The 17,704-nt window shown below is 57.4% G+C and carries 24 protein-coding genes; 15 read left to right on the forward strand and 9 right to left on the reverse strand.

Annotation, left to right across the window (positions count from 1 at the left end; translation table 11 throughout):
- Positions 1 to 18: 18 nt before the first annotated feature.
- Positions 19 to 918 carry a polysaccharide deacetylase family protein gene (locus IB252_RS07210; RefSeq protein WP_192407816.1) on the forward strand — a complete coding sequence of 300 codons (900 nt, stop codon included), beginning with the start codon at positions 19 to 21 and terminating at the stop codon, positions 916 to 918.
- Positions 919 to 1,037: 119 nt separating this feature from the next.
- Positions 1,038 to 1,280 (forward strand): DUF1652 domain-containing protein, encoded by a 243-nt coding sequence (locus IB252_RS07215; protein ID WP_111452160.1) that lies wholly within the window; start codon positions 1,038 to 1,040, stop codon positions 1,278 to 1,280.
- An 18-nt stretch (positions 1,281 to 1,298) separates the two neighbouring features.
- Here IB252_RS07215 and IB252_RS07220 read toward each other — a convergent pair whose 3' ends face one another.
- Positions 1,299 to 2,183, reverse strand: a complete 885-nt coding sequence (locus tag IB252_RS07220) for a LysR family transcriptional regulator (protein ID WP_008154539.1) — start codon at positions 2,181 to 2,183, stop codon at positions 1,299 to 1,301.
- Between the two features lie 127 nt (positions 2,184 to 2,310).
- Between IB252_RS07220 and IB252_RS07225 the strand changes: the two genes are divergently transcribed.
- From IB252_RS07225 to IB252_RS07240, 4 genes are all read left to right on the forward strand, one after another.
- The gene (locus IB252_RS07225) at positions 2,311 to 3,459 is read left to right on the forward strand and encodes a muconate cycloisomerase family protein (RefSeq protein ID WP_192407818.1); all 1,149 of its coding nucleotides are present in this window, start codon (positions 2,311 to 2,313) and stop codon (positions 3,457 to 3,459) included.
- 10 nt (positions 3,460 to 3,469) lie between these two features.
- Positions 3,470 to 3,760, forward strand: a complete 291-nt coding sequence (gene catC, locus IB252_RS07230; RefSeq protein ID WP_046047438.1) for a muconolactone Delta-isomerase — start codon at positions 3,470 to 3,472, stop codon at positions 3,758 to 3,760.
- 55 nt (positions 3,761 to 3,815) lie between these two features.
- Entirely contained in the window at positions 3,816 to 4,745 is a 930-nt protein-coding gene (gene catA, locus IB252_RS07235; protein WP_111452163.1) for a catechol 1,2-dioxygenase, read from the forward strand.
- A 267-nt stretch (positions 4,746 to 5,012) separates the two neighbouring features.
- On the forward strand, positions 5,013 to 5,972 hold the full coding sequence (locus IB252_RS07240; protein ID WP_305729600.1) for an AraC family transcriptional regulator: 960 nt from the start codon (positions 5,013 to 5,015) through the stop codon (positions 5,970 to 5,972).
- Positions 5,973 to 6,060: 88 nt separating this feature from the next.
- Here IB252_RS07240 and IB252_RS07245 read toward each other — a convergent pair whose 3' ends face one another.
- The 5 genes from IB252_RS07245 to IB252_RS07265 all read right to left on the reverse strand — a co-directional run bounded on the left by IB252_RS07245 (position 6,061) and on the right by IB252_RS07265 (position 9,369).
- Complete coding sequence (locus IB252_RS07245) at positions 6,061 to 6,447, reverse strand: hypothetical protein (RefSeq protein WP_192407819.1); 387 nt, start codon at positions 6,445 to 6,447, stop codon at positions 6,061 to 6,063.
- A gap of 20 nt (positions 6,448 to 6,467) precedes the next feature.
- The gene (locus IB252_RS07250; protein ID WP_192407821.1) at positions 6,468 to 6,875 is read right to left on the reverse strand and encodes a hypothetical protein; all 408 of its coding nucleotides are present in this window, start codon (positions 6,873 to 6,875) and stop codon (positions 6,468 to 6,470) included.
- A 156-nt stretch (positions 6,876 to 7,031) separates the two neighbouring features.
- Positions 7,032 to 7,418 (reverse strand): hypothetical protein, encoded by a 387-nt coding sequence (locus tag IB252_RS07255; protein WP_192407823.1) that lies wholly within the window; start codon positions 7,416 to 7,418, stop codon positions 7,032 to 7,034.
- Positions 7,415 to 8,887 carry a hypothetical protein gene (locus IB252_RS07260; protein WP_192407825.1) on the reverse strand — a complete coding sequence of 491 codons (1,473 nt, stop codon included), beginning with the start codon at positions 8,885 to 8,887 and terminating at the stop codon, positions 7,415 to 7,417. Before IB252_RS07260 ends, IB252_RS07255 begins: the two co-directional genes overlap by 4 nt.
- Positions 8,884 to 9,369, reverse strand: coding sequence for an Hcp family type VI secretion system effector (locus IB252_RS07265; protein ID WP_192407826.1), 486 nt, complete (start codon positions 9,367 to 9,369; stop codon positions 8,884 to 8,886). The genes IB252_RS07260 and IB252_RS07265 overlap by 4 nt, the downstream gene beginning before the upstream one ends.
- Positions 9,370 to 9,551: 182 nt before the next feature.
- Between IB252_RS07265 and benA the strand changes: the two genes are divergently transcribed.
- The 5 genes from benA to IB252_RS07290 are packed head-to-tail and all read left to right on the forward strand — an operon-like array spanning position 9,552 to position 13,964.
- A complete protein-coding gene (benA, locus tag IB252_RS07270; protein WP_192407828.1) occupies positions 9,552 to 10,916 on the forward strand; it encodes a benzoate 1,2-dioxygenase large subunit in 1,365 nt (454 codons plus the stop codon).
- Positions 10,913 to 11,401, forward strand: a complete 489-nt coding sequence (gene benB, locus IB252_RS07275; RefSeq protein ID WP_111452172.1) for a benzoate 1,2-dioxygenase small subunit — start codon at positions 10,913 to 10,915, stop codon at positions 11,399 to 11,401. Before benA ends, benB begins: the two co-directional genes overlap by 4 nt.
- Positions 11,402 to 11,411: 10 nt before the next feature.
- A complete protein-coding gene (gene benC / locus IB252_RS07280) occupies positions 11,412 to 12,425 on the forward strand; it encodes a benzoate 1,2-dioxygenase electron transfer component BenC (protein ID WP_033057713.1) in 1,014 nt (337 codons plus the stop codon).
- Positions 12,426 to 12,449: 24 nt separating this feature from the next.
- Entirely contained in the window at positions 12,450 to 13,223 is a 774-nt protein-coding gene (locus IB252_RS07285; RefSeq protein ID WP_192407830.1) for a 1,6-dihydroxycyclohexa-2,4-diene-1-carboxylate dehydrogenase, read from the forward strand.
- A 42-nt stretch (positions 13,224 to 13,265) separates the two neighbouring features.
- Positions 13,266 to 13,964 carry an alpha/beta hydrolase gene (locus IB252_RS07290; protein WP_192407831.1) on the forward strand — a complete coding sequence of 233 codons (699 nt, stop codon included), beginning with the start codon at positions 13,266 to 13,268 and terminating at the stop codon, positions 13,962 to 13,964.
- Positions 13,965 to 13,970: 6 nt separating this feature from the next.
- Here the strand turns inward: IB252_RS07290 and IB252_RS07295 are convergent, their stop codons facing one another.
- Positions 13,971 to 14,333, reverse strand: a complete 363-nt coding sequence (locus tag IB252_RS07295) for an NUDIX hydrolase (protein WP_111452174.1) — start codon at positions 14,331 to 14,333, stop codon at positions 13,971 to 13,973.
- Between the two features lie 211 nt (positions 14,334 to 14,544).
- On the opposite strand from IB252_RS07295, the gene IB252_RS07300 reads away from it, so the two are divergent.
- Complete coding sequence (locus tag IB252_RS07300) at positions 14,545 to 14,748, forward strand: DUF2188 domain-containing protein (RefSeq protein ID WP_111452175.1); 204 nt, start codon at positions 14,545 to 14,547, stop codon at positions 14,746 to 14,748.
- A gap of 57 nt (positions 14,749 to 14,805) precedes the next feature.
- Here the strand turns inward: IB252_RS07300 and osmE are convergent, their stop codons facing one another.
- Positions 14,806 to 15,159, reverse strand: coding sequence for an osmotically-inducible lipoprotein OsmE (osmE, locus tag IB252_RS07305; protein ID WP_192407832.1), 354 nt, complete (start codon positions 15,157 to 15,159; stop codon positions 14,806 to 14,808).
- 13 nt (positions 15,160 to 15,172) lie between these two features.
- Positions 15,173 to 15,412 (reverse strand): hypothetical protein, encoded by a 240-nt coding sequence (locus IB252_RS07310; protein ID WP_033057722.1) that lies wholly within the window; start codon positions 15,410 to 15,412, stop codon positions 15,173 to 15,175.
- Positions 15,413 to 15,581: 169 nt separating this feature from the next.
- Here IB252_RS07310 and IB252_RS07315 point away from each other — a divergent pair, with 169 nt between their 5' ends.
- From IB252_RS07315 to IB252_RS07325, 3 genes are all read left to right on the forward strand, one after another.
- Positions 15,582 to 15,800 (forward strand): hypothetical protein, encoded by a 219-nt coding sequence (locus IB252_RS07315; RefSeq protein ID WP_008154569.1) that lies wholly within the window; start codon positions 15,582 to 15,584, stop codon positions 15,798 to 15,800.
- A 71-nt stretch (positions 15,801 to 15,871) separates the two neighbouring features.
- Positions 15,872 to 16,207 carry a hypothetical protein gene (locus IB252_RS07320; protein WP_192407833.1) on the forward strand — a complete coding sequence of 112 codons (336 nt, stop codon included), beginning with the start codon at positions 15,872 to 15,874 and terminating at the stop codon, positions 16,205 to 16,207.
- 189 nt (positions 16,208 to 16,396) lie between these two features.
- A complete protein-coding gene (locus tag IB252_RS07325) occupies positions 16,397 to 17,686 on the forward strand; it encodes an NAD(P)/FAD-dependent oxidoreductase (protein ID WP_192407834.1) in 1,290 nt (429 codons plus the stop codon).
- Positions 17,687 to 17,704 lie beyond the last annotated feature (18 nt).

The raw sequence follows: 17,704 nt of genomic DNA on the forward strand, positions 1-17,704 counted from the left end.
AGGATAAATGGGCAAAACATGAAATGGCTGTTCAAGGTTCTCTCTGCACTCATCATCGCCACAGGGCTGGTGGGGTGCATCGCTTCACCCATCGAAATGACGCCGCAGACCGAACAGCGTCTGAGCGCGCAACCACCGATCCGTTTTCTGCTGACCTTCGACGACGGTCCCAGCGCCTCGAGTTTCTGGAATCCGACGATGACGGTGCTCGACAGTCTGGCGACGAACCCGGTGCAGCCGAACCTCAAAGCGGTGTTCTTCGTGCAGACCCGTGCCTCACGAGCGGGCGGCAGTGAAATAGGGCGCCAGGTCATGCACCGCGAACAGGCCGAAGGTCAGATCCTGGGCTTCCACACGGCCACGCCCGGGCACACCAATCATCGATCCCTGGATCCGCAAGAACTGGAACAGTCCCTCGCCAACGGCAGCGCCGACATCGCTGCGATCACTGGCGAGCCACCGACCTTGGTGCGCCCGCCATTCTGGAACTACGACAAGCGCACCTTCGCGGCCTATCAGCAACACGGCCTGCATGTGCTGCTGACCGACCTGAGCGCCAATGACGGCAAGATCTGGGGCTTCAACGCCAGCCCCCGGCGGCGGGCCCACTTCTTGCGCACAATGTCCGAAGTGCGTGAGCGCATCGCCCGTGGCGAGTTACCGGTGGTGGACGGGGTGATTCCGGTGGTGGTGACGTTCCACGATCTCAATCGCTATACCGCCCGGCATATGCGGGAGTACCTGCAAATCCTCCTCGACAGCGCACAGGCGACCGGTGTGAAAACCGCAGAAAAGCCGTTTTACGACGACACGGCAGCGCTGCAACGGGCCGCCATGGCGCGTACTGTTCGCGACAGTTCGCAGCCGGTTGAGTTACCGGGGCTCTGGAATTGGATCTGGGGTGCGGATTCTCACTGAAAGGTCGCCAAAGTGAGAAACAGCTAACACTTATTTTGAGCATTGGCAGGCGCAGGATGGGAAAAGCCCATCTATGCTGAGCAAGTTGGATCCGATTACCAGCCACGGAGGCGCCAGTCATGGTTTCAGTTCCTGAGCTTTGCCGCATTGTCGAGTCCGGTTTTCAACCGCTTTCCTGCGCCTGCACAGTGAATCCCGACGGAACGTTACGGATCAAAGTCTACGAACCCGCCACCGGGCGCATTGTTCTGTTGATTACCGGTGTATCACCCGAACGGCTGACCAGCATTCGCGCTATCGCCAATCTGATAGGCGAGTTGCGCATCGAGATGCGCGCTGGTCGCCGGGCCTTTGCCGGCTGAAGCAGGTCGCATTGCGGATCAGGCCCGCGGTTGCAGTTCATCAATCATCTGCAAACAATGATTCAACCCCGGCGATACGTCGCCCACGCGTCTGCTGAGAATGATCGGCGAGGTCGCGTTGTCTTCCAGCAACGGCGTGAAACCAATGTCGTCGCGGTGCAGCAACTGCACCGAGGCCGGCACCAGGGTGACGCCGATTCCCGCTCCCACCAGACCGATGGCTGTTTGCAGCTCGTTGGTCCATTGCGCCACATGGATGCTCACGCCATAGGATTCGAACAACGCGATCACATGGTCGGCGTAGCTCGGGCGCGGGTTGCCGGGGTACAGCACGAAGGGTTCTTTCGCCAATTCGCGAAGGCTGATCGGCCCGGCCAGTAATGGGTGACCGGCGGGGAGGGCGGCGACCAGTCGGTCTTCGGTCAATACAGTCTGGATGATCGCCGGGTCGTCGATGCGAATTCGGCCGAAACCGATATCGATACGCCCGGCCTTGAGCGCCTGCACTTGTTGCAGCGTGGTCATTTCCGAGAGCCCCAGTTCAAGCTCCAGGGGCTCGCCGCTGCGCAAACGGCGAATCAGCTCCGGCAGCACGCCGTAGAGCGTCGACGGGGCAAAACCGATGCCCAGCCAGGTCTTTTCGCCCAGACCGATCCGTCGCGTGTTGTCGCACACCTTGCTCAATTGCTCGAGCAGGGCGGTGGAGTGCTCATGGAAAAACCGTCCGGCATCGGTCAGCTTCAGCGGCCGCCCGCGCTCCAGCAACAACACCCCGAGTTCATCCTCCAATTGCTGCATCTGCCGGCTCAGTGGCGGCTGGGCGATGTGCAGCAGTTCAGCGGCACGGGTGAAATTGAGGGTTTGAGCCAACACCTGAAAATACCGCAGGTGACGCAGTTCCATGGGGCCTCCAGTCGCAAGTCGATTGCATACCTTAAAGGTATCAAGTCAGACCAATTCTATATTGGCTTCCCGAAAAAAGCCGTACCAGAATCGGTTCCAGAACTTTAAGAACCTGACGGGTATTGACATGCTTGCAACAGCCATTGAATCGATCGAGACGATCATCGTCGATCTGCCGACCATCCGCCCGCACAAGCTGGCGATGCACACCATGCAGAACCAGACCCTGGTGATCATTCGCGTGCGCTGCGCCGACGGCATCGAAGGCATTGGCGAATCCACCACCATCGGTGGCCTGGCCTATGGCAACGAAAGCCCTGACAGCATCAAGACCAACATCGACAAACACTTCGCGCCGCTGCTGCTGGGCCAGGACAGCACCAACGTGAACGCCGCGATGTTGCGCCTGGAGCGCAGCATCCGGGGCAACACGTTCGCTAAATCAGGTATCGAAACCGCTTTGCTCGACGCTCAGGGCAAACGCCTTGGGCTGCCGGTCAGCGAGTTGTTGGGCGGCCGCGTTCGCGATGCCCTGCCAGTGGCGTGGACCCTGGCCAGTGGCGATACCGACAAGGACATCGCCGAAGCGGAAAAAATGCTCGACCTGCGCCGCCATCGGATCTTCAAACTGAAAATCGGTGCCGGCGAAGTCAACCGCGACCTGGCTCACGTCATTGCAATCAAGAAAGCCTTGGGCGACCGCGCCAGTGTGCGGGTCGATGTCAATCAGGCCTGGGATGAAGCGGTCGCGCTGCGCGCCTGTCGGATCCTGGGAACCAACGGCATCGACCTGATCGAACAGCCGATCTCGCGCAACAACCGCTCCGGCATGGCGCGCCTGAATGCCATGAGCCCGGCGCCAATCATGGCCGACGAATCCATCGAGTGCGTGGAAGACGCCTTCAACCTGGCTCGTGAAGGTGCAGCCTCGGTGTTCGCCCTGAAAATCGCCAAGAACGGCGGCCCGCGCGCCGTGTTGCGAACCGCTGCGATTGCCGAAGCGGCCGGTATCGGCCTGTATGGCGGCACCATGCTCGAAGGTGGCATCGGCACCCTGGCCTCGGCCCATGCGTTTGTCACGCTGAATAAGCTGGCGTGGGATACCGAGTTGTTCGGTCCATTGCTGCTGACTGAAGACATTCTCAGCGAGCCGCTGGTCTATCGCGATTTTGAGCTGCACGTGTCGAAAACACCGGGGCTGGGCCTGAACCTCGATGAAGAACGTCTGGCGTTCTTCCGTCGTGACAAAACGTCCACTGCCATTCATCAAGCCTGAGGAGAGCATCATGCTGTTCCACGTAAAAATGACCGTGAACCTGCCGGTCGATATGAATCCCGAAGCAGCCGCGAAGCTGAAGGCTGACGAAAAAGCCCTGGCCCAGCGCCTGCAAGAGCAAGGCAAGTGGCGTCACCTGTGGCGCATCGCCGGGCACTATGCCAATTACAGCGTTTTCGACGTCGACAGCGTGCAGGAACTGCACGACTTACTCATGCAATTACCGCTGTTTCCATACATGGCGATCGAGGTCGATGCGATGTGCCGGCATCCTTCTTCCATTCGCGAAGATGACCGCTGAACCCAGCCTGTTCAGTTCGCTACGCTAATAATTACAAGATGAGGAACCCACCAAAATGAACGTCAAGATTTCCCACACTGCCAGCGTCCAGAAGTTTCTCGAAGAGGCCAGCGGCCTGCACAACGACGCCGGCGACCCGCGGGTCAAGGCCCTGGTTTACCGCATCCTGCGCGATTCGGTGAACATCATCGAAGACCTGGCCGTGACCCCGGAAGAGTTCTGGAAAGCCGTCAACTACCTCAACGTGCTGGGTGCGCGTCAAGAGGCCGGGTTGGTGGTGGCCGGGCTCGGTCTCGAACATTATCTCGACTTGTTGATGGACGCTGAAGATGAACAGGCCGGCAAGGCTGGCGGCACACCGCGGACCATCGAAGGCCCGCTGTACGTGGCGGGTGCGCCGCTGTCGGAAGGCGAAGCGCGACTGGATGACGGCATCGATCCGGGTGTGGTGCTGTTCATGCAGGGCCAGGTCAAGAACACCGCCGGCGAACCGTTGGCCGGCGCGGTGGTGGATGTCTGGCACGCCAACACCGGCGGCACTTACTCCTACTTCGATACCGCTCAATCGGAGTTCAACCTGCGTCGCCGTATCGTCACCGATGCCGAGGGTCGTTATCGCTTTCGCAGCATCGTGCCGTCGGGCTATGGCTGCCCGCCGGACGGTCCGACCCAGCAATTGCTCGATCAACTGGGCCGTCATGGTCAACGGCCGGCGCACATTCACTTCTTCATTTCCGCGCCGGATCATCGTCACCTGACCACCCAGATCAACCTCGATGGCGATCAATACCTGCACGACGATTTCGCCTATGCCACCCGTGACGAGCTGATTGCCAAAATCACCTTCAGCGACGATCCACAGCGCGCAGCGGCGCACGGTGTCAGCGGTCGTTTTGCCGAAATCGACTTCGATTTCACCTTGCAGACCTCCGCGCAACCCGACGAGCAGCAACGCCACGAGCGGGTCCGCGCGCTCGAGGACTGACAGAGTGATGTGATCGAACCCGACCTTGTGGGAGCGGCTGTGGCGAGGGGATTTATCCCCGCTGGACTGCGAAGCAGGCCCAAGATTTTGGGGCGGCTGCGCCACCCAACGGGGCGGTGCGACGTTTCGCTAAATCCCCTCGCCACAGCCCGCTCCCACACGGGTTTCGGTTAATCGGCTGGCAGCACGTCGGCCTACTGACACACCGTTGCACGCACTGTTCTAGAATGCCCCGACGCAACCTATAACAACAATGAGAGTGACCCGATGATGCAAGCGCAACTGTTGAGTCAGCGCAGCACCGTATTCGACCACGCCGACCCTTACGCGGTGTCGGGGTACGTCAATCAGCATGTCGGTAACCATTGCATTCTGATGCCCCGGGCCGGGCGACCGCTGGCCAGCCTCAATCACCGCAAGTTTGCCAGCCTCGACCTGTGCCGCATCAGTTACGGCGGCAGCGTGCGCGTCACGTCGGGCGCGCTGGAAAGCATCTATCACTTGCAAGTGTTGTTGCGCGGCAATTGCCTGTGGCGCGGGCACGGCCAGGAACACTACTTCGCGCCCGGCGAGTTGTTGCTGATCAATCCCGATGATCCGGTGGACCTGACGTATTCCGACGATTGCGAAAAATTCATCCTCAAAGTCCCCACCCAGTTGCTGGAATCCGTGTGCGATGAGCAGCGCTGGCGCTATCCGGGGCAGGGCGTGCGGTTTCTGGAGAACCGTTATCAGCTCAATGAACTGGAAGGCTTTGTCGCTCTGCTGGCGATGATTTGCCAGGAAGCCGAGGCCACCGAGCAGATTCCCAAGGTGCAGGAGCACTACGCGCAGATCATCGTCAGCAAGATGCTCAGCCTGATGAAGACCAATGTCAGCCGGATCAGTCTCGGCTCACAGACGGCCACGTTCGAGGTGATTGCTGACTACATCGCGGGCCACCTCAAACAGGACATCGACAGCGAAGAACTGGCGCGCCAGGCGCGGATGAGTCTGCGGTCGCTGTATGGATTGTTCGAACGCAACGCCGGCACCACACCGAAAAACTACATCCGGCAAAAACGCCTTGAGCGCATCAACGCCTGCCTGAGTGACCCGACGTGCAACGTGCGTAATGTCACGGAAGTGGCGATGGATTATGGATTTCTGCATTTGGGACGGTTTTCCGATAACTACCGTAAGCAGTTTGGGGAGTTGCCGTCGGATACGCTGAAGCGGCGGGATTGAGATGCAGGGAGGCTTCACGGGCCTCTCGAAGTTAGCCCATCCACCGGTTATCCAAACTGATTTGCCTGCAAAAGGGATAAAGATTTTTTCAGACTAGTTCAAGCTCAGCGGCTGCGACAAGGCCAAACATTACGAGTAAAAATCCCCAGCCGGTCCACTGTAAAACAATCAGCTTTCGCCTTAAGACAGCAGGGAAGTTCTTCAAGTCCTCCGCGCTGGCACCTCCATCGCGTAGGTAAAGGCGAGGTGTAGTCATTACTCCCATTATGGCGCCCAGTAAAAACATATTCCCCCAAGGTCCGCCGTTCCTGAGCGGTGCTCGAATCATAACTGCGGGGCAATTTTGCAGGTGATTTAGCATCACATCCATTTTTGTATAGGCAAGGTGGAGTGATATGCCGATTATTATGAATATGCCCACAAAGTCAATTAAACCGACACAAAGAAGTATTTTGTCAGCGGTGCTTATGCTCATTTAATGATCTCGTGGATTTTTTATCTACAAAATAGACTCGCCGAACAATAGAGCAGTCCGGAGTTTCCAATCAGTACAAGTAAAACTAGTGTAGCGAGAAGCCCCAGTGCGCTCCAGTGCATAATTATTAACTTACGTTTTAGTACGCGAGGGAAGGCTTGCAAGTCTTCTGGGCTTAGTTCGCCCCTTTTGAGATAGAATCCGGGGAACGTGATAATTCCTGAAATTCCTCCTACAAGCATCAAGTTCCCCCACGGACCACCGTGCCTGAGCGGAGTACGAACCGTGATGGCTGAGCAGTTTTTCAAATGATCCAGGATAAAATCCATTTTTGTGTATGCCACATGTAGCATTACGACGATCCAAATAAACATCGCGATAATCACCACCCCGGATGAATAACCGATAACTATTTCAATGCTGTCCATTTGTATTCTCATATATTAATTCGCCTAATGCTTCTCCCCTATTCCACCTAAAAACCCACCTGCAAAAGAACCTGTCCCGACTACTATCAGGCCGCATGCGAGAGTTGCCGTTCCTCCAGTCGGGATTGCTAAGCCCGCGCAGACCCAATCGTATGTTCAAGCAAGGTCGAATATAGCTATGATCGCGAATCCCGACATTACCAATAAAAGGCCCCATACGCTCCACTGCAAAATGGCCAGTTTACGTCTCAATCTAGTCGGAGTGTTTTTCAAATCTTCTAAACTTAACTCTCCTCTTTTTAGATAAAAGTTTGGGAAGGTTACAATTCCAGAAATACCTCCTATGAGCATTAGATTTCCCCATGGGCCACCGTGTCTGAGAGGTGCTCGGACCATGATCGCCTTACAGTTTTTATAAAGATCTAGCATCATATCCATCTTTGTGTAGGCCATATGTAATGCGACGCCTATCCAAACTAATGCAGCTGCAAAATAGATTAGTCCGATGCAGGCAATTAATAAATCAACGGTCTCGGCACTCATTTAGTGATCTCATAAATTTTCTCTCCAATTAACTCTCCCCCTTTGCCTCCACCGACGCCTCCGACAATAGAGCCGACACCGACTACCACTAGACCGCATACAAGAGCAGCTGTCCCGCCAGTCGGTACGGAAAGTGCTGCGCAGACCCAACCTATAGTCGAGCCGGTAATTGCTGCTGAAGCCATGGCTCCGCCTGCCACTCCGCCGGAAAAACCACCAGCTTCGGTAAATTTCACCTTCTCACAGGCCTCCACATTCCCTTCCGCACAAACTCCCTGAACCTTGATAACTGACGCTCCACCCCCCACCGCAGTACCAATCCAACCGCCATATTTGACATACTTCGCCGCTTTCGAAACGCCTTCAATATGCGTGGCATAACCAGGGATCTGTCCAACAGCCCCAGCTTTTCTCCAGCGATGAACAAGACTTTTAGTCGATATACCCAATACGGCTTTCAGATTGGGATGATCCGGAAAGCCAATGCTCTTTTTTGTCAGTTTGGTGAGCTGGGTATTCAACTGAGCCAGCAGGCGTTTGCGTTCCGCATAAAACTCGGCGGAGTTGAGGTGGCCATTGGCTTGAAAAGTTCGTGTATGCAAACTCTCGATGTCACGCAGAATGACCTTCACGTCGTTCAGGTTCTTCGCGAACATGGACAGTCCGAAGCTGGCACCGACTGAACCCTTGGAAAGAAAGAAGGCTATTTCGTCATGGTGACGCGCCATGAAATCGGCTTCTTCTGAACTGAGAGGCTCCAAGGCTTTATTTACATTACCCGCCGCTTGCATCAACTGCGCTTCTTCGAAGGTACATAGATGATTGTTCGGATCGCTGAGAACAATCATTGTTCCGGCTTTCACCTGATCCAGATTCGGATTCAGGGCCTTGAATTTGGCGATGACGGCGGGGGAGGCTGAAGTGAAAAGCTGAGCCTCCAGTTTGTCAGCGGTAGTGCTCCTGGGGACGACGTAGAACCCTGGTTCTTCTTGTGGGACGGCCGCAGGCCATTGCTCTTGAGGAAAAAACTTCAAGTCCGAGACTGGATGCGGCGAAGAGGTTGCCCTCAATGCGTCGGGCGAATTCGCGGTCGTCGACTCGAGGCTTTGAGCATGGACAAAGCGCAATAAACGTTCCGGGTCGGGTTTTAATGAAGGCTGTATGAGCGTTGAGTTCGGGATTCTTTTAACCCGTTCATTGATCGCGCCCTGAGCTTTTCGCCTAACGGCTTGCGATTGGCTAAGCAGGTCTCGTTGTTCTTGCACAAGCGCCTGCAAGCCTTGCTCCGGCGTTTTGTTGCCCTGCGCGACATCGTCCGCAACGCGCTTTGCATAGAAGGCGACTTCCCGATTGAACCGCTCACGCAACAAACCTTGCGCAAGATGACGAGTAGCAAGAGTGCGAGCTTGCCCCACCAGTTTGCCCGCGGCACTGTTGACGTCCCAATACTCATGACGATTCGGACTCATCCTTCATCGCCCCACGAACTGTAACCCGCGGTTTTTGCCAAGTGGTGGGTCCAGGTGATGTCGCGGTAACGAATAGCCACCTGTTCCTGGGGCTCGGCGTCGTTTTGAAAAATGGCATGAGGCATTTCAAGCGTCAGGTCGGCAATAACTCCGCCATTGATCGACACGGTATAAAACTTTTCCTGCATGCCAAAAGCCGACACGCGATAGAAACTGATCGTGCAGTTGATTTCTTCTCTGTTTGAAAGCGCTTGAGCAAGCAGCGGTGATGATTTATCGACGGCCTTTGTGATGATGATCGGGCTATGCGTCGACTTTTTGATGTTCCCGATATTAGTGATGTTGTGGCTGTAGGACAGCACCATGATTTCATCGGTGTGCGCTACCTGATACTTGTTGCCGATAGAGTCCTGGGTTGAGCAACCCGCTGAAATCAAGCCTTGAGCTTTTCCGTTTAGGGTCATGTAACCGTGATTAGCCATAGAAACCACTCCTTGTAGTCAGGCGGGCAGTCTATGGCAGAAGTTGTAAGCAGTTATGTAGTCCGATTCCGAAAATGCGTTCTGCACTAAACGGATAAAGGTCTGCACCCAGCGGATAGTCCACCCCATTGCCCCGTCCTAGCATGAGCCTTGCCTGAACAATAACAATGGAGGCGGCGGCCATGACCCTGCGACCCGAATATCTTCAATCCCTGCTTGAGGACGATCCAGAACAAGGCATCTACCGCTGCAAGCGCGAGATGTTCACCGACCCGCGGCTGTTCGATCTCGAGATGCAGCACATCTTCGAAGGCAACTGGCTGTACCTGGCCCACGAAAGCCAGATCCCCAACAAAAACGACTTCTACACCACCACCATGGGGCGCCAGTCGATCTTCATCGCGCGCAACAAGGACGGTGAGCTCAATGCGTTCCTCAACGCCTGCAGCCATCGCGGCGCGATGCTGTGCCGGCACAAGTCCGGCAACAAGAGCTCGTACACTTGCCCATTCCACGGCTGGACCTTCAACAATTCCGGCAAGCTGCTGAAGGTCAAGGATCCGGCCGAAGCGGGCTACCCGGCGAGCTTCAACTGCGAAGGCTCCCACGACCTGACTAAAGTCGCGCGTTTCGAGTCATATCGCGGTTTCCTGTTTGGCAGCCTCAAGGCCGACGTAGTCCCACTGGTTGAACACCTGGGCGAGTCGGCGAAGATCATCGACATGATCGTCGACCAGTCCGCCGATGGCCTGGAAGTGCTGCGCGGTTCCTCCAGCTACATCTACGAAGGCAACTGGAAGCTCACCGCCGAAAACGGCGCCGACGGTTATCACGTCAGCTCCGTGCACTGGAACTACGCCGCCACCCAGAACCAGCGCAAGCAGCGCGAGGCCGGCGATTGCAACCCGACCATGAGTGCCGGCAGTTGGGCTAAGCAGGGCGGTGGTTTCTACTCCTTCGACAAGGGCCATATGCTGCTCTGGACCCGTTGGGCCAACCCTGAAGATCGCCCGCTGTACGAGCGTCGTGATGAATTGGCCCAGGACTTCGGCAAGGCCCGCGCCGACTGGATGATCGAGAACTCGCGCAACCTGTGCCTGTACCCGAACGTGTACTTGATGGACCAGTTCAGTTCGCAGATCCGTATCGCCAGGCCGATCTCGGTCAACCGCACGGAAATCACCATTTACTGCATCGCCCCCAAAGGCGAAAGCGACCACGCCCGTTCGAGCCGGATTCGTCAGTACGAAGACTTCTTCAACGTCAGCGGCATGGCTACCCCGGATGATTTGGAAGAGTTTCGTTCCTGCCAGGCCAGTTATCAGGGCAGCGTCACGACGTGGAACGACATGTCCCGTGGCGCTGAACACTGGATCGAAGGCGCTGATGAGGCGGCCAAGGACATAGACCTGCATCCGCTGCTCAGCGGAGTGCGCACCGAAGACGAAGGCCTGTTCGTGCTGCAACACAAGTATTGGCAGCAGACCATGCTCAAGGCCTTGGCCGCCGAGCAGTCCGAACTGATTCCTGTGGAGGCCGTGCAATGACCATCACCTATGACGCCGTGCGTGATTTTCTCTACCGCGAAGCGCGCTACCTCGACGACCGGCAGTGGGACGAGTGGCTGGAGTTGTACGCCCCGGACGCGACGTACTGGATGCCATCCTGGGACGACAACGACGAGTTGACCGAAGACCCGCAACGGGAAATCTCGCTGATCTGGTACGGCAACCGCACCGGCCTGGAAGACCGCGTCTTCCGCATCAAGACCGAGCGTTCCAGCGCCACCATGCCGGACACCCGCACCTCGCACAACATCAGCAACATCGAGCTGCTTGAACAGGCCGATGGCTTGTGCAACGTGCGCTTCAACTGGCACACCCTGAGCTTTCGCTACAAGACCGTCGACAGCTATTTCGGCAGCAGTTTCTACACCCTCGATGTGCGCGGTGAAAACCCGCTGATCAAGGCCAAGAAAGTGATCCTGAAGAACGATTACGTTCGCCAGGTCATCGATGTCTACCACCTGTGAGGCAGCGGTCATGACTCATTCCATCGCATTCAATTTCGAAGACGGCGTCACCCGATTCATCGACGCCAATGTCGGCGAAACCGTGGCCGATGCCGCGTATCGCCAAGGCATCAATATTCCACTGGATTGCCGCGACGGCGCTTGCGGTACCTGCAAATGCTTCGCCGAGGCCGGCCGTTATGATTTGGGCGAGGAGTACATCGAAGATGCGCTCAGCGCGGAAGAGGCCGAGCAAGGTTTTGTCTTGACCTGCCAGATGCGCGCCCAGAGCGATTGCGTGGTGCGCGTGCCGACCTCATCCGAGGTGTGCCGTACCCGTCAGGCCAGTTACGACGCGACCATCAGTGCCGTGCGCCAGTTGTCCGACAGCACCATCGCGCTGTCGATCAAGGGCGAAGCCCTGAGCAAACTGGCGTTCCTGCCGGGGCAATACGTGAACCTGGGGATTCCCGGCAGCGAGCAGACCCGCGCCTATTCGTTCAGCTCGTTGCAGCGCGATGGCGAAGTCAGTTTCCTGATCCGCAACGTGCCCGGCGGCTTGATGAGCAGCTTCCTCACCGGCATGGCCAAAGCCGGTGACAGCATGAGCCTGGCCGGGCCGTTGGGCAGTTTCTACCTGCGCGACATTCGCCGTCCGTTGTTGCTGCTGGCCGGCGGTACGGGGCTGGCACCGTTCACGGCAATGCTGGAAAAAATCGCCGAGCAGGGCAGTGAACATCCGCTGCATTTGATCTACGGCGTGACCAACGATTTCGATCTGGTGGAAATGGATCGACTCGAAGCCTTTGCCGCGCGAATCCCGAACTTCAGCTTCAGTGCCTGCGTCGCCAACCCGGACAGTCAGCACCCGCTCAAGGGCTACGTGACCCAGCACATCGAGCCGCAGCATTTGAACGAAGGTGACGTCGATGTCTACCTGTGCGGCCCGCCGCCGATGGTCGAAGCGGTCAGCCAGTTCATCCGCGAAAAAGGCATCGCGCCGACAAACTTTTACTACGAGAAATTTGCCGCGAGCGCGGCCTGAGCCGCGCTGTTGTGGGAGAGAGACATGAACAGGTTCCACGAAAAAGTCGCGCTGATCACCGGCGCAGCCCAAGGCATCGGTCGGCGCGTTGCCGAGCGCATGGCGGCGGAAGGGGCGCGGTTGATTCTGGTCGATCGCTCCGAGCTGGTGTTCGAAGTTCAGCAGCAATTGGGGCAGGGCAGCCAGGTGCTCGCGCTGACCGCCGATCTTGAGCAATACAGCGAGTGCAGCCGCGTCATGCAAACTGCCGTCGAGCGTTTCGGGCGTCTGGATGTACTGGTCAATAATGTCGGCGGGACGATCTGGACCAAGCCTTTTGAGCATTACGAAACGTCGCAGATCGAGGCCGAAGTGCGCCGTTCGCTGTTCCCGACGCTGTGGTGCTGTCATGCCGTGCTGCCGTTCATGCTTGAGCAGGGCAGCGGCGCCATCGTCAACGTTTCGTCCATCGCCACGCGCAGTGTCAATCGTGTGCCGTACGGTGCGGCGAAGGGTGGGGTCAACGCGCTGACCGCGTGCCTGGCCTTCGAAACCGCCGGTCGCGGGATTCGGGTCAATGCCACCGCGCCCGGTGGTACCGAAGCGCCGCCGCGGGTCATTCCACGCAACAGCGCCGATCAGAGCGAGCAAGAGAAGGTCTGGTATCAGCAGATTGTCGACCAGACGCTCGACAGCAGTTTGATGAAACGCTATGGCACGCTGGATGAGCAGGCAAGCGCTATCCTGTTTCTGGCCAGCGACGAAGCGTCTTATATCACCGGCATGATCATGCCGGTGGGTGGCGGCGACCAGGGCTGACGCGACTTGCCAACAACCCCATCCTCAATCGGAGTCATCGTAATGAGTGACAAACCCACGATCGTGCTGGTCCATGGTTTTTGGGGCGGCGCTGCCCATTGGAGCAAGGTCATCGCCGAGTTAATTCACAAGGGCATTACGGACATCCGCGCGGTGGAGATGCCGCTGACTTCATTGGCAGACGATGCAGAGCGCACGCGCAAGATGGTCGCCCAAGTGTCAGGACCCGTGTTGTTAGTGGGGCATTCCTATGGCGGCGCGGTGATCACCGAGGCCGGCGATCAGCCGAACGTGGTGGGGCTGGTGTACATCGCCGCCTTTGCGCCAGACGCCGGTGAAAGTCCCGGCGGCATCACGCAACGGCATCCACCCGCTGCGGCGGCCAACCTGGCTCCCGACAGCGACGGTTATTTGTGGGTCAAGCCTGAGCTCTATCACGAAAGCTTCTGCCAGGACCTGCCCGCGACCGAAGGGTTGGTGATGGGCATCACCCAGAAAGCGCCGCTGGCTACCACCTTCGGCGACACCATTACCACGGTGGCGTGGAAGAAGAAGCCGTCGTGGTATCAGGTTTCTGCGGATGACAGGATGATCGCACCGCAAAATCAGCAATGGATGGCGGGGCGGCTGAACGCCAGGGAGATCCTGACCCTGAACGCCAGCCATGCGTCCCTGGCTTCGATGCCGGTCGAAATTGCTGCGTTCATCGATAAGGCCGCGACGGTGTTGGCCGCAGGATAGAGAACCTTACAGGCGACGCTGAAACGCTTTGATGATTCTGAGCGTCGCGTCGCTTGTGTTCAGGTTCTGGACCGCATCCAGCGGATACCAGATGCAATCGAAAATTTCGTTTTGCGGGCGGGCCTCATCTGCGTTCGCCACCGAGGCCTCGTACACATGGTGTCGGGTGCTGCCCGATTGCAACTCCATCAGGTACAGCAACCCGTCGACCCCAAGCCCAGTCTCTTCCTCAAGCTCTCGCGTGGCGGCGTCGGCAATGGCTTCACCTCGCTCAACCTTTCCGCCGGGCAGCATCCAGCGACTCCTTGGCTTGCGCACCAGGAGAATGTGCCGGTCCTGCTCGCAAATGACGGTCGCGCGTACTTTCATGTGTTACCTGATTGCTGTTTGTCATAAAACAGTCATAAAAATGCAATATTCGCGCCGAGATGTCTGTCTCAATGGTTGGAGTGATAGACGAGGCTGAAAGTGCAACCGGGTGCCGAAATCCTGGCGCGACGTCTGGTTGGCACTTCATGGAAGGTCGGGTGTAAGGTATTCAAGTGAATTCAGGATCATCACTGCCGAAATGGAGGTGACTATGAGCGTTCCGATGCTGACCAAAATGCACATGAATGGTTATGACGTACTCAGCGTGAACAACGGCCCGTGGCGGGTGTGCACCAAAGGTGACCGGCTTGGAGCCTTTGGCAGTAGAGAGGAAGCACTGGCCTTTGCGGCTGCGCTTCCCGGCTACAAGGCCAGGGCAAGTCGGCCTGCACGCAGCCAGAAATCAGATAAATAACGCGCTTGCAGCCCCGGTTCGCCGGGGCTTTTCTTTGTTGGGCGCCAAGGTCCCTGGCTAATAACCGCCACCACCGGTACTGCGGGAAGGCTCTCGGGCTTTTTGCTGCGTGTTGCTCCATTCCGCGCAGGTCATGAAGCTTTTATGATCGACCTTGCCCCTGCCATCGAAACTGACGTTGTACGTTTGCTGATGGCCGGCCTGCTTCAGCTTGTAATCAAAGCAAGTGCCAGGCTCAACGGTGCGATCCGTTATGGATAAGGGCTGGCCGCCAATCTGCTGGACTTGATCCTTGGTCATGCCGGTCTCGACCTTTGCGACCAGCGGCTGATCCCTATAGACACGCGATTCGGTGCTGCAGCCACCCGACGCGGCCAGTACAACGACCAGCGCGCATAGAGGCTTGTGCATGGCAGTGCTCCTGCTATTGAGCTTTCGTTCGAGTGATGATCTTGGCTTTCACTTCCTCGGCATACCCCTTCAGTCGTTCTTCATCTCCCTGAAACAACTCGCACAGCTTCAGGGTCGCTTGCGCATCCACGTCATTGCCAGCCAGGCGCAGTTGCTCTGCGATGCGTAAAAGTTCTACGGCTGACCATCTCAAATCCGACGCAAGACCTTGCAGGTCACGCCGAAGTTCATTTTCAGATTCGTTAAGCCACATGATGACCTCCTGCCAATCTCCGCTACGAAATTTTAGTCCCATTTCCCGGGCCAGGGCGTTTTGTTCGTCTGACCGTTGACGCAACCTTTTGTCGGGAAAATGAACGCGAACCCGCAGATTTGATGTCGTAGTGAGGTAGTGAATTTTTGCTAGGGCGAGGCAACTTCAAATGACGGCGACTGATGACTTTAGATTTCATGCCCATGAGCTGATCGTTGATCTGGACGCGGCCACCACGGAAATGATGAAACTGATTTCTGCACATCAGTTGAGCGGCCCGGAATGGGAGCGGGTCACTCAATGGCAGCATGAAGCGTACGAACGATGGATGACTTATCTGAACGAGAGGTCGTATCCCAATCCCGGCGATCAAAACGCCCCTTGCTGAGTTCAGTGCGACGGATGGATGTCGGGGCAGCGACACGCTACATTCCCCTTTTTTCGGGATAAGGACGCGTTATGCGCAAATTGATTGGGGGCGTAGGGTTGGCGTTGCTGGCGGGCTGTTCGTTGCCCGCGTCCCTGGTGCCAGGTGAACCCAATGTCAGCAAGCACAGCGACAAGGCGCCGAAAGACTATGCCGCGTGCGTGCTGCCGGCGTGGCAGCGGGAGATACCCAACACGACCCAATCGGCGATTTCCAATGGCTACAGAGTCACCGCGCCGAGCATCATCACGGCCGACGAGATTGTAGATATCGTGAAATCGAAGGATGGCAGTCACGTATCGCTTTATCAGGGGCCGCCCTGGGCGAAATCCGGGGCGTTGCGTCAGGCAGTGCGTGATTGTCTGTAAGGTTCAGTCGGTGAGATCGGTCATCTGGATGATCGGGACCGGCCGAACGCGATCATCTCGGTCGTCTGCACATCGATCCCGCCCGGGTTTTCCTGGGCGGGATTTTTTTTGTGCCTTGAGCGGTTGTCGTCGTGAAATTTAACGTGTACTTTTTCATGAAATTATAAATATAAAATTTCATGAGGCCGTATGTTCCAGCAATCTACCCAGCACGTTGCCAGCTATTACGCCCACACCTGCGCGGATCGCTTGGTGGATCGAGCTGTCCTTGAAGGCGAGCAGGACACCGAGGTGTTGATCATCGGGGCCGGCTTCAGTGGGTTGCATACGGCGTTGCATCTGGCCCTGGCCGGTAAGCGTGTGACGTTGCTGGAAGCCAGTCGGGTGGCCTGGGCTGCCTCGGGGCGCAATGGCGGTCAGGCCATTCTCGGCTGGTCGTGTGACATGCCGCCGTTGGAGGCGGCGCTGGGTTATGAGCGTGCGCGCCGGTTATGGGACAGCATGCGTTGGGCTGCCCGGGAGTTGCGAGACTTGCCTGGCCGCCATGGTTTCGATTGTGACTATCGGCCCGGCCACCTCTGGACGTCGGTGATGCCGCGTCGGGTGAGTCTGCTGACAGAATGGCAACACGAGGCCAGCCACAAGTGGGGCCACGATGGTTTGCAGTTCATTTCGCGCGAGGCGTTGCCTGATTGGGTCGCCAGTGAGCGTTACCAGGCAGGCCTGTTCGATCCTGAAGGCGGGCATTTGAATCCGCTGAAACTGGCGCTCGGCCTGGCCGCCGCGATTGAACAGGCCGGTGGACGTATTCATGAACAGAGCAAGGCATTGAGTTATCGCGAAGACGGCGATCGTTACGTGGTCACCACTGAACGCGGTCGGATTCGCGCCGATGTGCTGGTGCTGGCGTGCAACGCCTACCTTGATCGGCTTGATCCGAAGCTGTCGAGTTGTGTGTTACCGGTTGGTACTTATCAGGTGGCCACCGCGCCACTTTCGGTGCAACAGGCGACCGCGCTGCTACCGAGCAATGTGTGCGTCACCGACAACCAGTTTGTCCTCGATTATTTCCGCCGTACGCCGGACAACCGCCTGCTGTTCGGCGGTGGTTGCACTTACCTGGGCGGCATGCCGAAGGACATCGCCGCTGCGACACGGCCCTATCTGGAGCGCGTGTTTCCCCAGCTCAGGGGCGTCGAACTGGACTTTGCCTGGGGAGGACACATCGATCTGACCCTCAAGCGCACACCTGACATCGGTCGACGTGGCGAACTCTACTGGTTACAGGGTTACTCAGGGCATGGCGTGCTGCCGACATTGGCCGGGGCGCGCGCCGTGTCCGACGCGATCCTTGGCCAGCCGGATGAGCTGGCGTTGTACCAGGGTTTGACCAACGGCAGTTTTCCCGGTGGAAAGTATTTGGCCGCCCCACTGGAAGCCATCGGCAAGGCCTGGTATCGGCTGCGCGACAGCCTTTGAAACATCAATTTCTGGAAG

The sequence above is a fragment of the Pseudomonas sp. PDM10 genome, from assembly GCF_014852295.1.
Taxonomy (GTDB): Bacteria; Pseudomonadota; Gammaproteobacteria; order Pseudomonadales; family Pseudomonadaceae; genus Aquipseudomonas.

Bases quoted from the DNA above. Each gene is read 5' to 3' on its own strand.
- IB252_RS07210 (WP_192407816.1), top strand. From the start codon at position 19: ATGAAATGGCTGTTCAAGGTTCTCTCTGCACTCATCATCGCCACAGGG.
- IB252_RS07215 (WP_111452160.1), top strand. From the start codon at position 1,038: ATGGTTTCAGTTCCTGAGCTTTGCCGCATTGTCGAGTCCGGTTTTCAA.
- IB252_RS07220 (WP_008154539.1), bottom strand. From the start codon at position 2,183: ATGGAACTGCGTCACCTGCGGTATTTTCAGGTGTTGGCTCAAACCCTC.
- IB252_RS07225 (WP_192407818.1), top strand. From the start codon at position 2,311: ATGCTTGCAACAGCCATTGAATCGATCGAGACGATCATCGTCGATCTG.
- catC (WP_046047438.1), top strand. From the start codon at position 3,470: ATGCTGTTCCACGTAAAAATGACCGTGAACCTGCCGGTCGATATGAAT.
- catA (WP_111452163.1), top strand. From the start codon at position 3,816: ATGAACGTCAAGATTTCCCACACTGCCAGCGTCCAGAAGTTTCTCGAA.
- IB252_RS07240 (WP_305729600.1), top strand. From the start codon at position 5,013: ATGATGCAAGCGCAACTGTTGAGTCAGCGCAGCACCGTATTCGACCAC.
- IB252_RS07245 (WP_192407819.1), bottom strand. From the start codon at position 6,447: ATGAGCATAAGCACCGCTGACAAAATACTTCTTTGTGTCGGTTTAATT.
- IB252_RS07250 (WP_192407821.1), bottom strand. From the start codon at position 6,875: ATGGACAGCATTGAAATAGTTATCGGTTATTCATCCGGGGTGGTGATT.
- IB252_RS07255 (WP_192407823.1), bottom strand. From the start codon at position 7,418: ATGAGTGCCGAGACCGTTGATTTATTAATTGCCTGCATCGGACTAATC.
- IB252_RS07260 (WP_192407825.1), bottom strand. From the start codon at position 8,887: ATGAGTCCGAATCGTCATGAGTATTGGGACGTCAACAGTGCCGCGGGC.
- IB252_RS07265 (WP_192407826.1), bottom strand. From the start codon at position 9,369: ATGGCTAATCACGGTTACATGACCCTAAACGGAAAAGCTCAAGGCTTG.
- benA (WP_192407828.1), top strand. From the start codon at position 9,552: ATGACCCTGCGACCCGAATATCTTCAATCCCTGCTTGAGGACGATCCA.
- benB (WP_111452172.1), top strand. From the start codon at position 10,913: ATGACCATCACCTATGACGCCGTGCGTGATTTTCTCTACCGCGAAGCG.
- benC (WP_033057713.1), top strand. From the start codon at position 11,412: ATGACTCATTCCATCGCATTCAATTTCGAAGACGGCGTCACCCGATTC.
- IB252_RS07285 (WP_192407830.1), top strand. From the start codon at position 12,450: ATGAACAGGTTCCACGAAAAAGTCGCGCTGATCACCGGCGCAGCCCAA.
- IB252_RS07290 (WP_192407831.1), top strand. From the start codon at position 13,266: ATGAGTGACAAACCCACGATCGTGCTGGTCCATGGTTTTTGGGGCGGC.
- IB252_RS07295 (WP_111452174.1), bottom strand. From the start codon at position 14,333: ATGAAAGTACGCGCGACCGTCATTTGCGAGCAGGACCGGCACATTCTC.
- IB252_RS07300 (WP_111452175.1), top strand. From the start codon at position 14,545: ATGAGCGTTCCGATGCTGACCAAAATGCACATGAATGGTTATGACGTA.
- osmE (WP_192407832.1), bottom strand. From the start codon at position 15,159: ATGCACAAGCCTCTATGCGCGCTGGTCGTTGTACTGGCCGCGTCGGGT.
- IB252_RS07310 (WP_033057722.1), bottom strand. From the start codon at position 15,412: ATGTGGCTTAACGAATCTGAAAATGAACTTCGGCGTGACCTGCAAGGT.
- IB252_RS07315 (WP_008154569.1), top strand. From the start codon at position 15,582: ATGACGGCGACTGATGACTTTAGATTTCATGCCCATGAGCTGATCGTT.
- IB252_RS07320 (WP_192407833.1), top strand. From the start codon at position 15,872: ATGCGCAAATTGATTGGGGGCGTAGGGTTGGCGTTGCTGGCGGGCTGT.
- IB252_RS07325 (WP_192407834.1), top strand. From the start codon at position 16,397: ATGTTCCAGCAATCTACCCAGCACGTTGCCAGCTATTACGCCCACACC.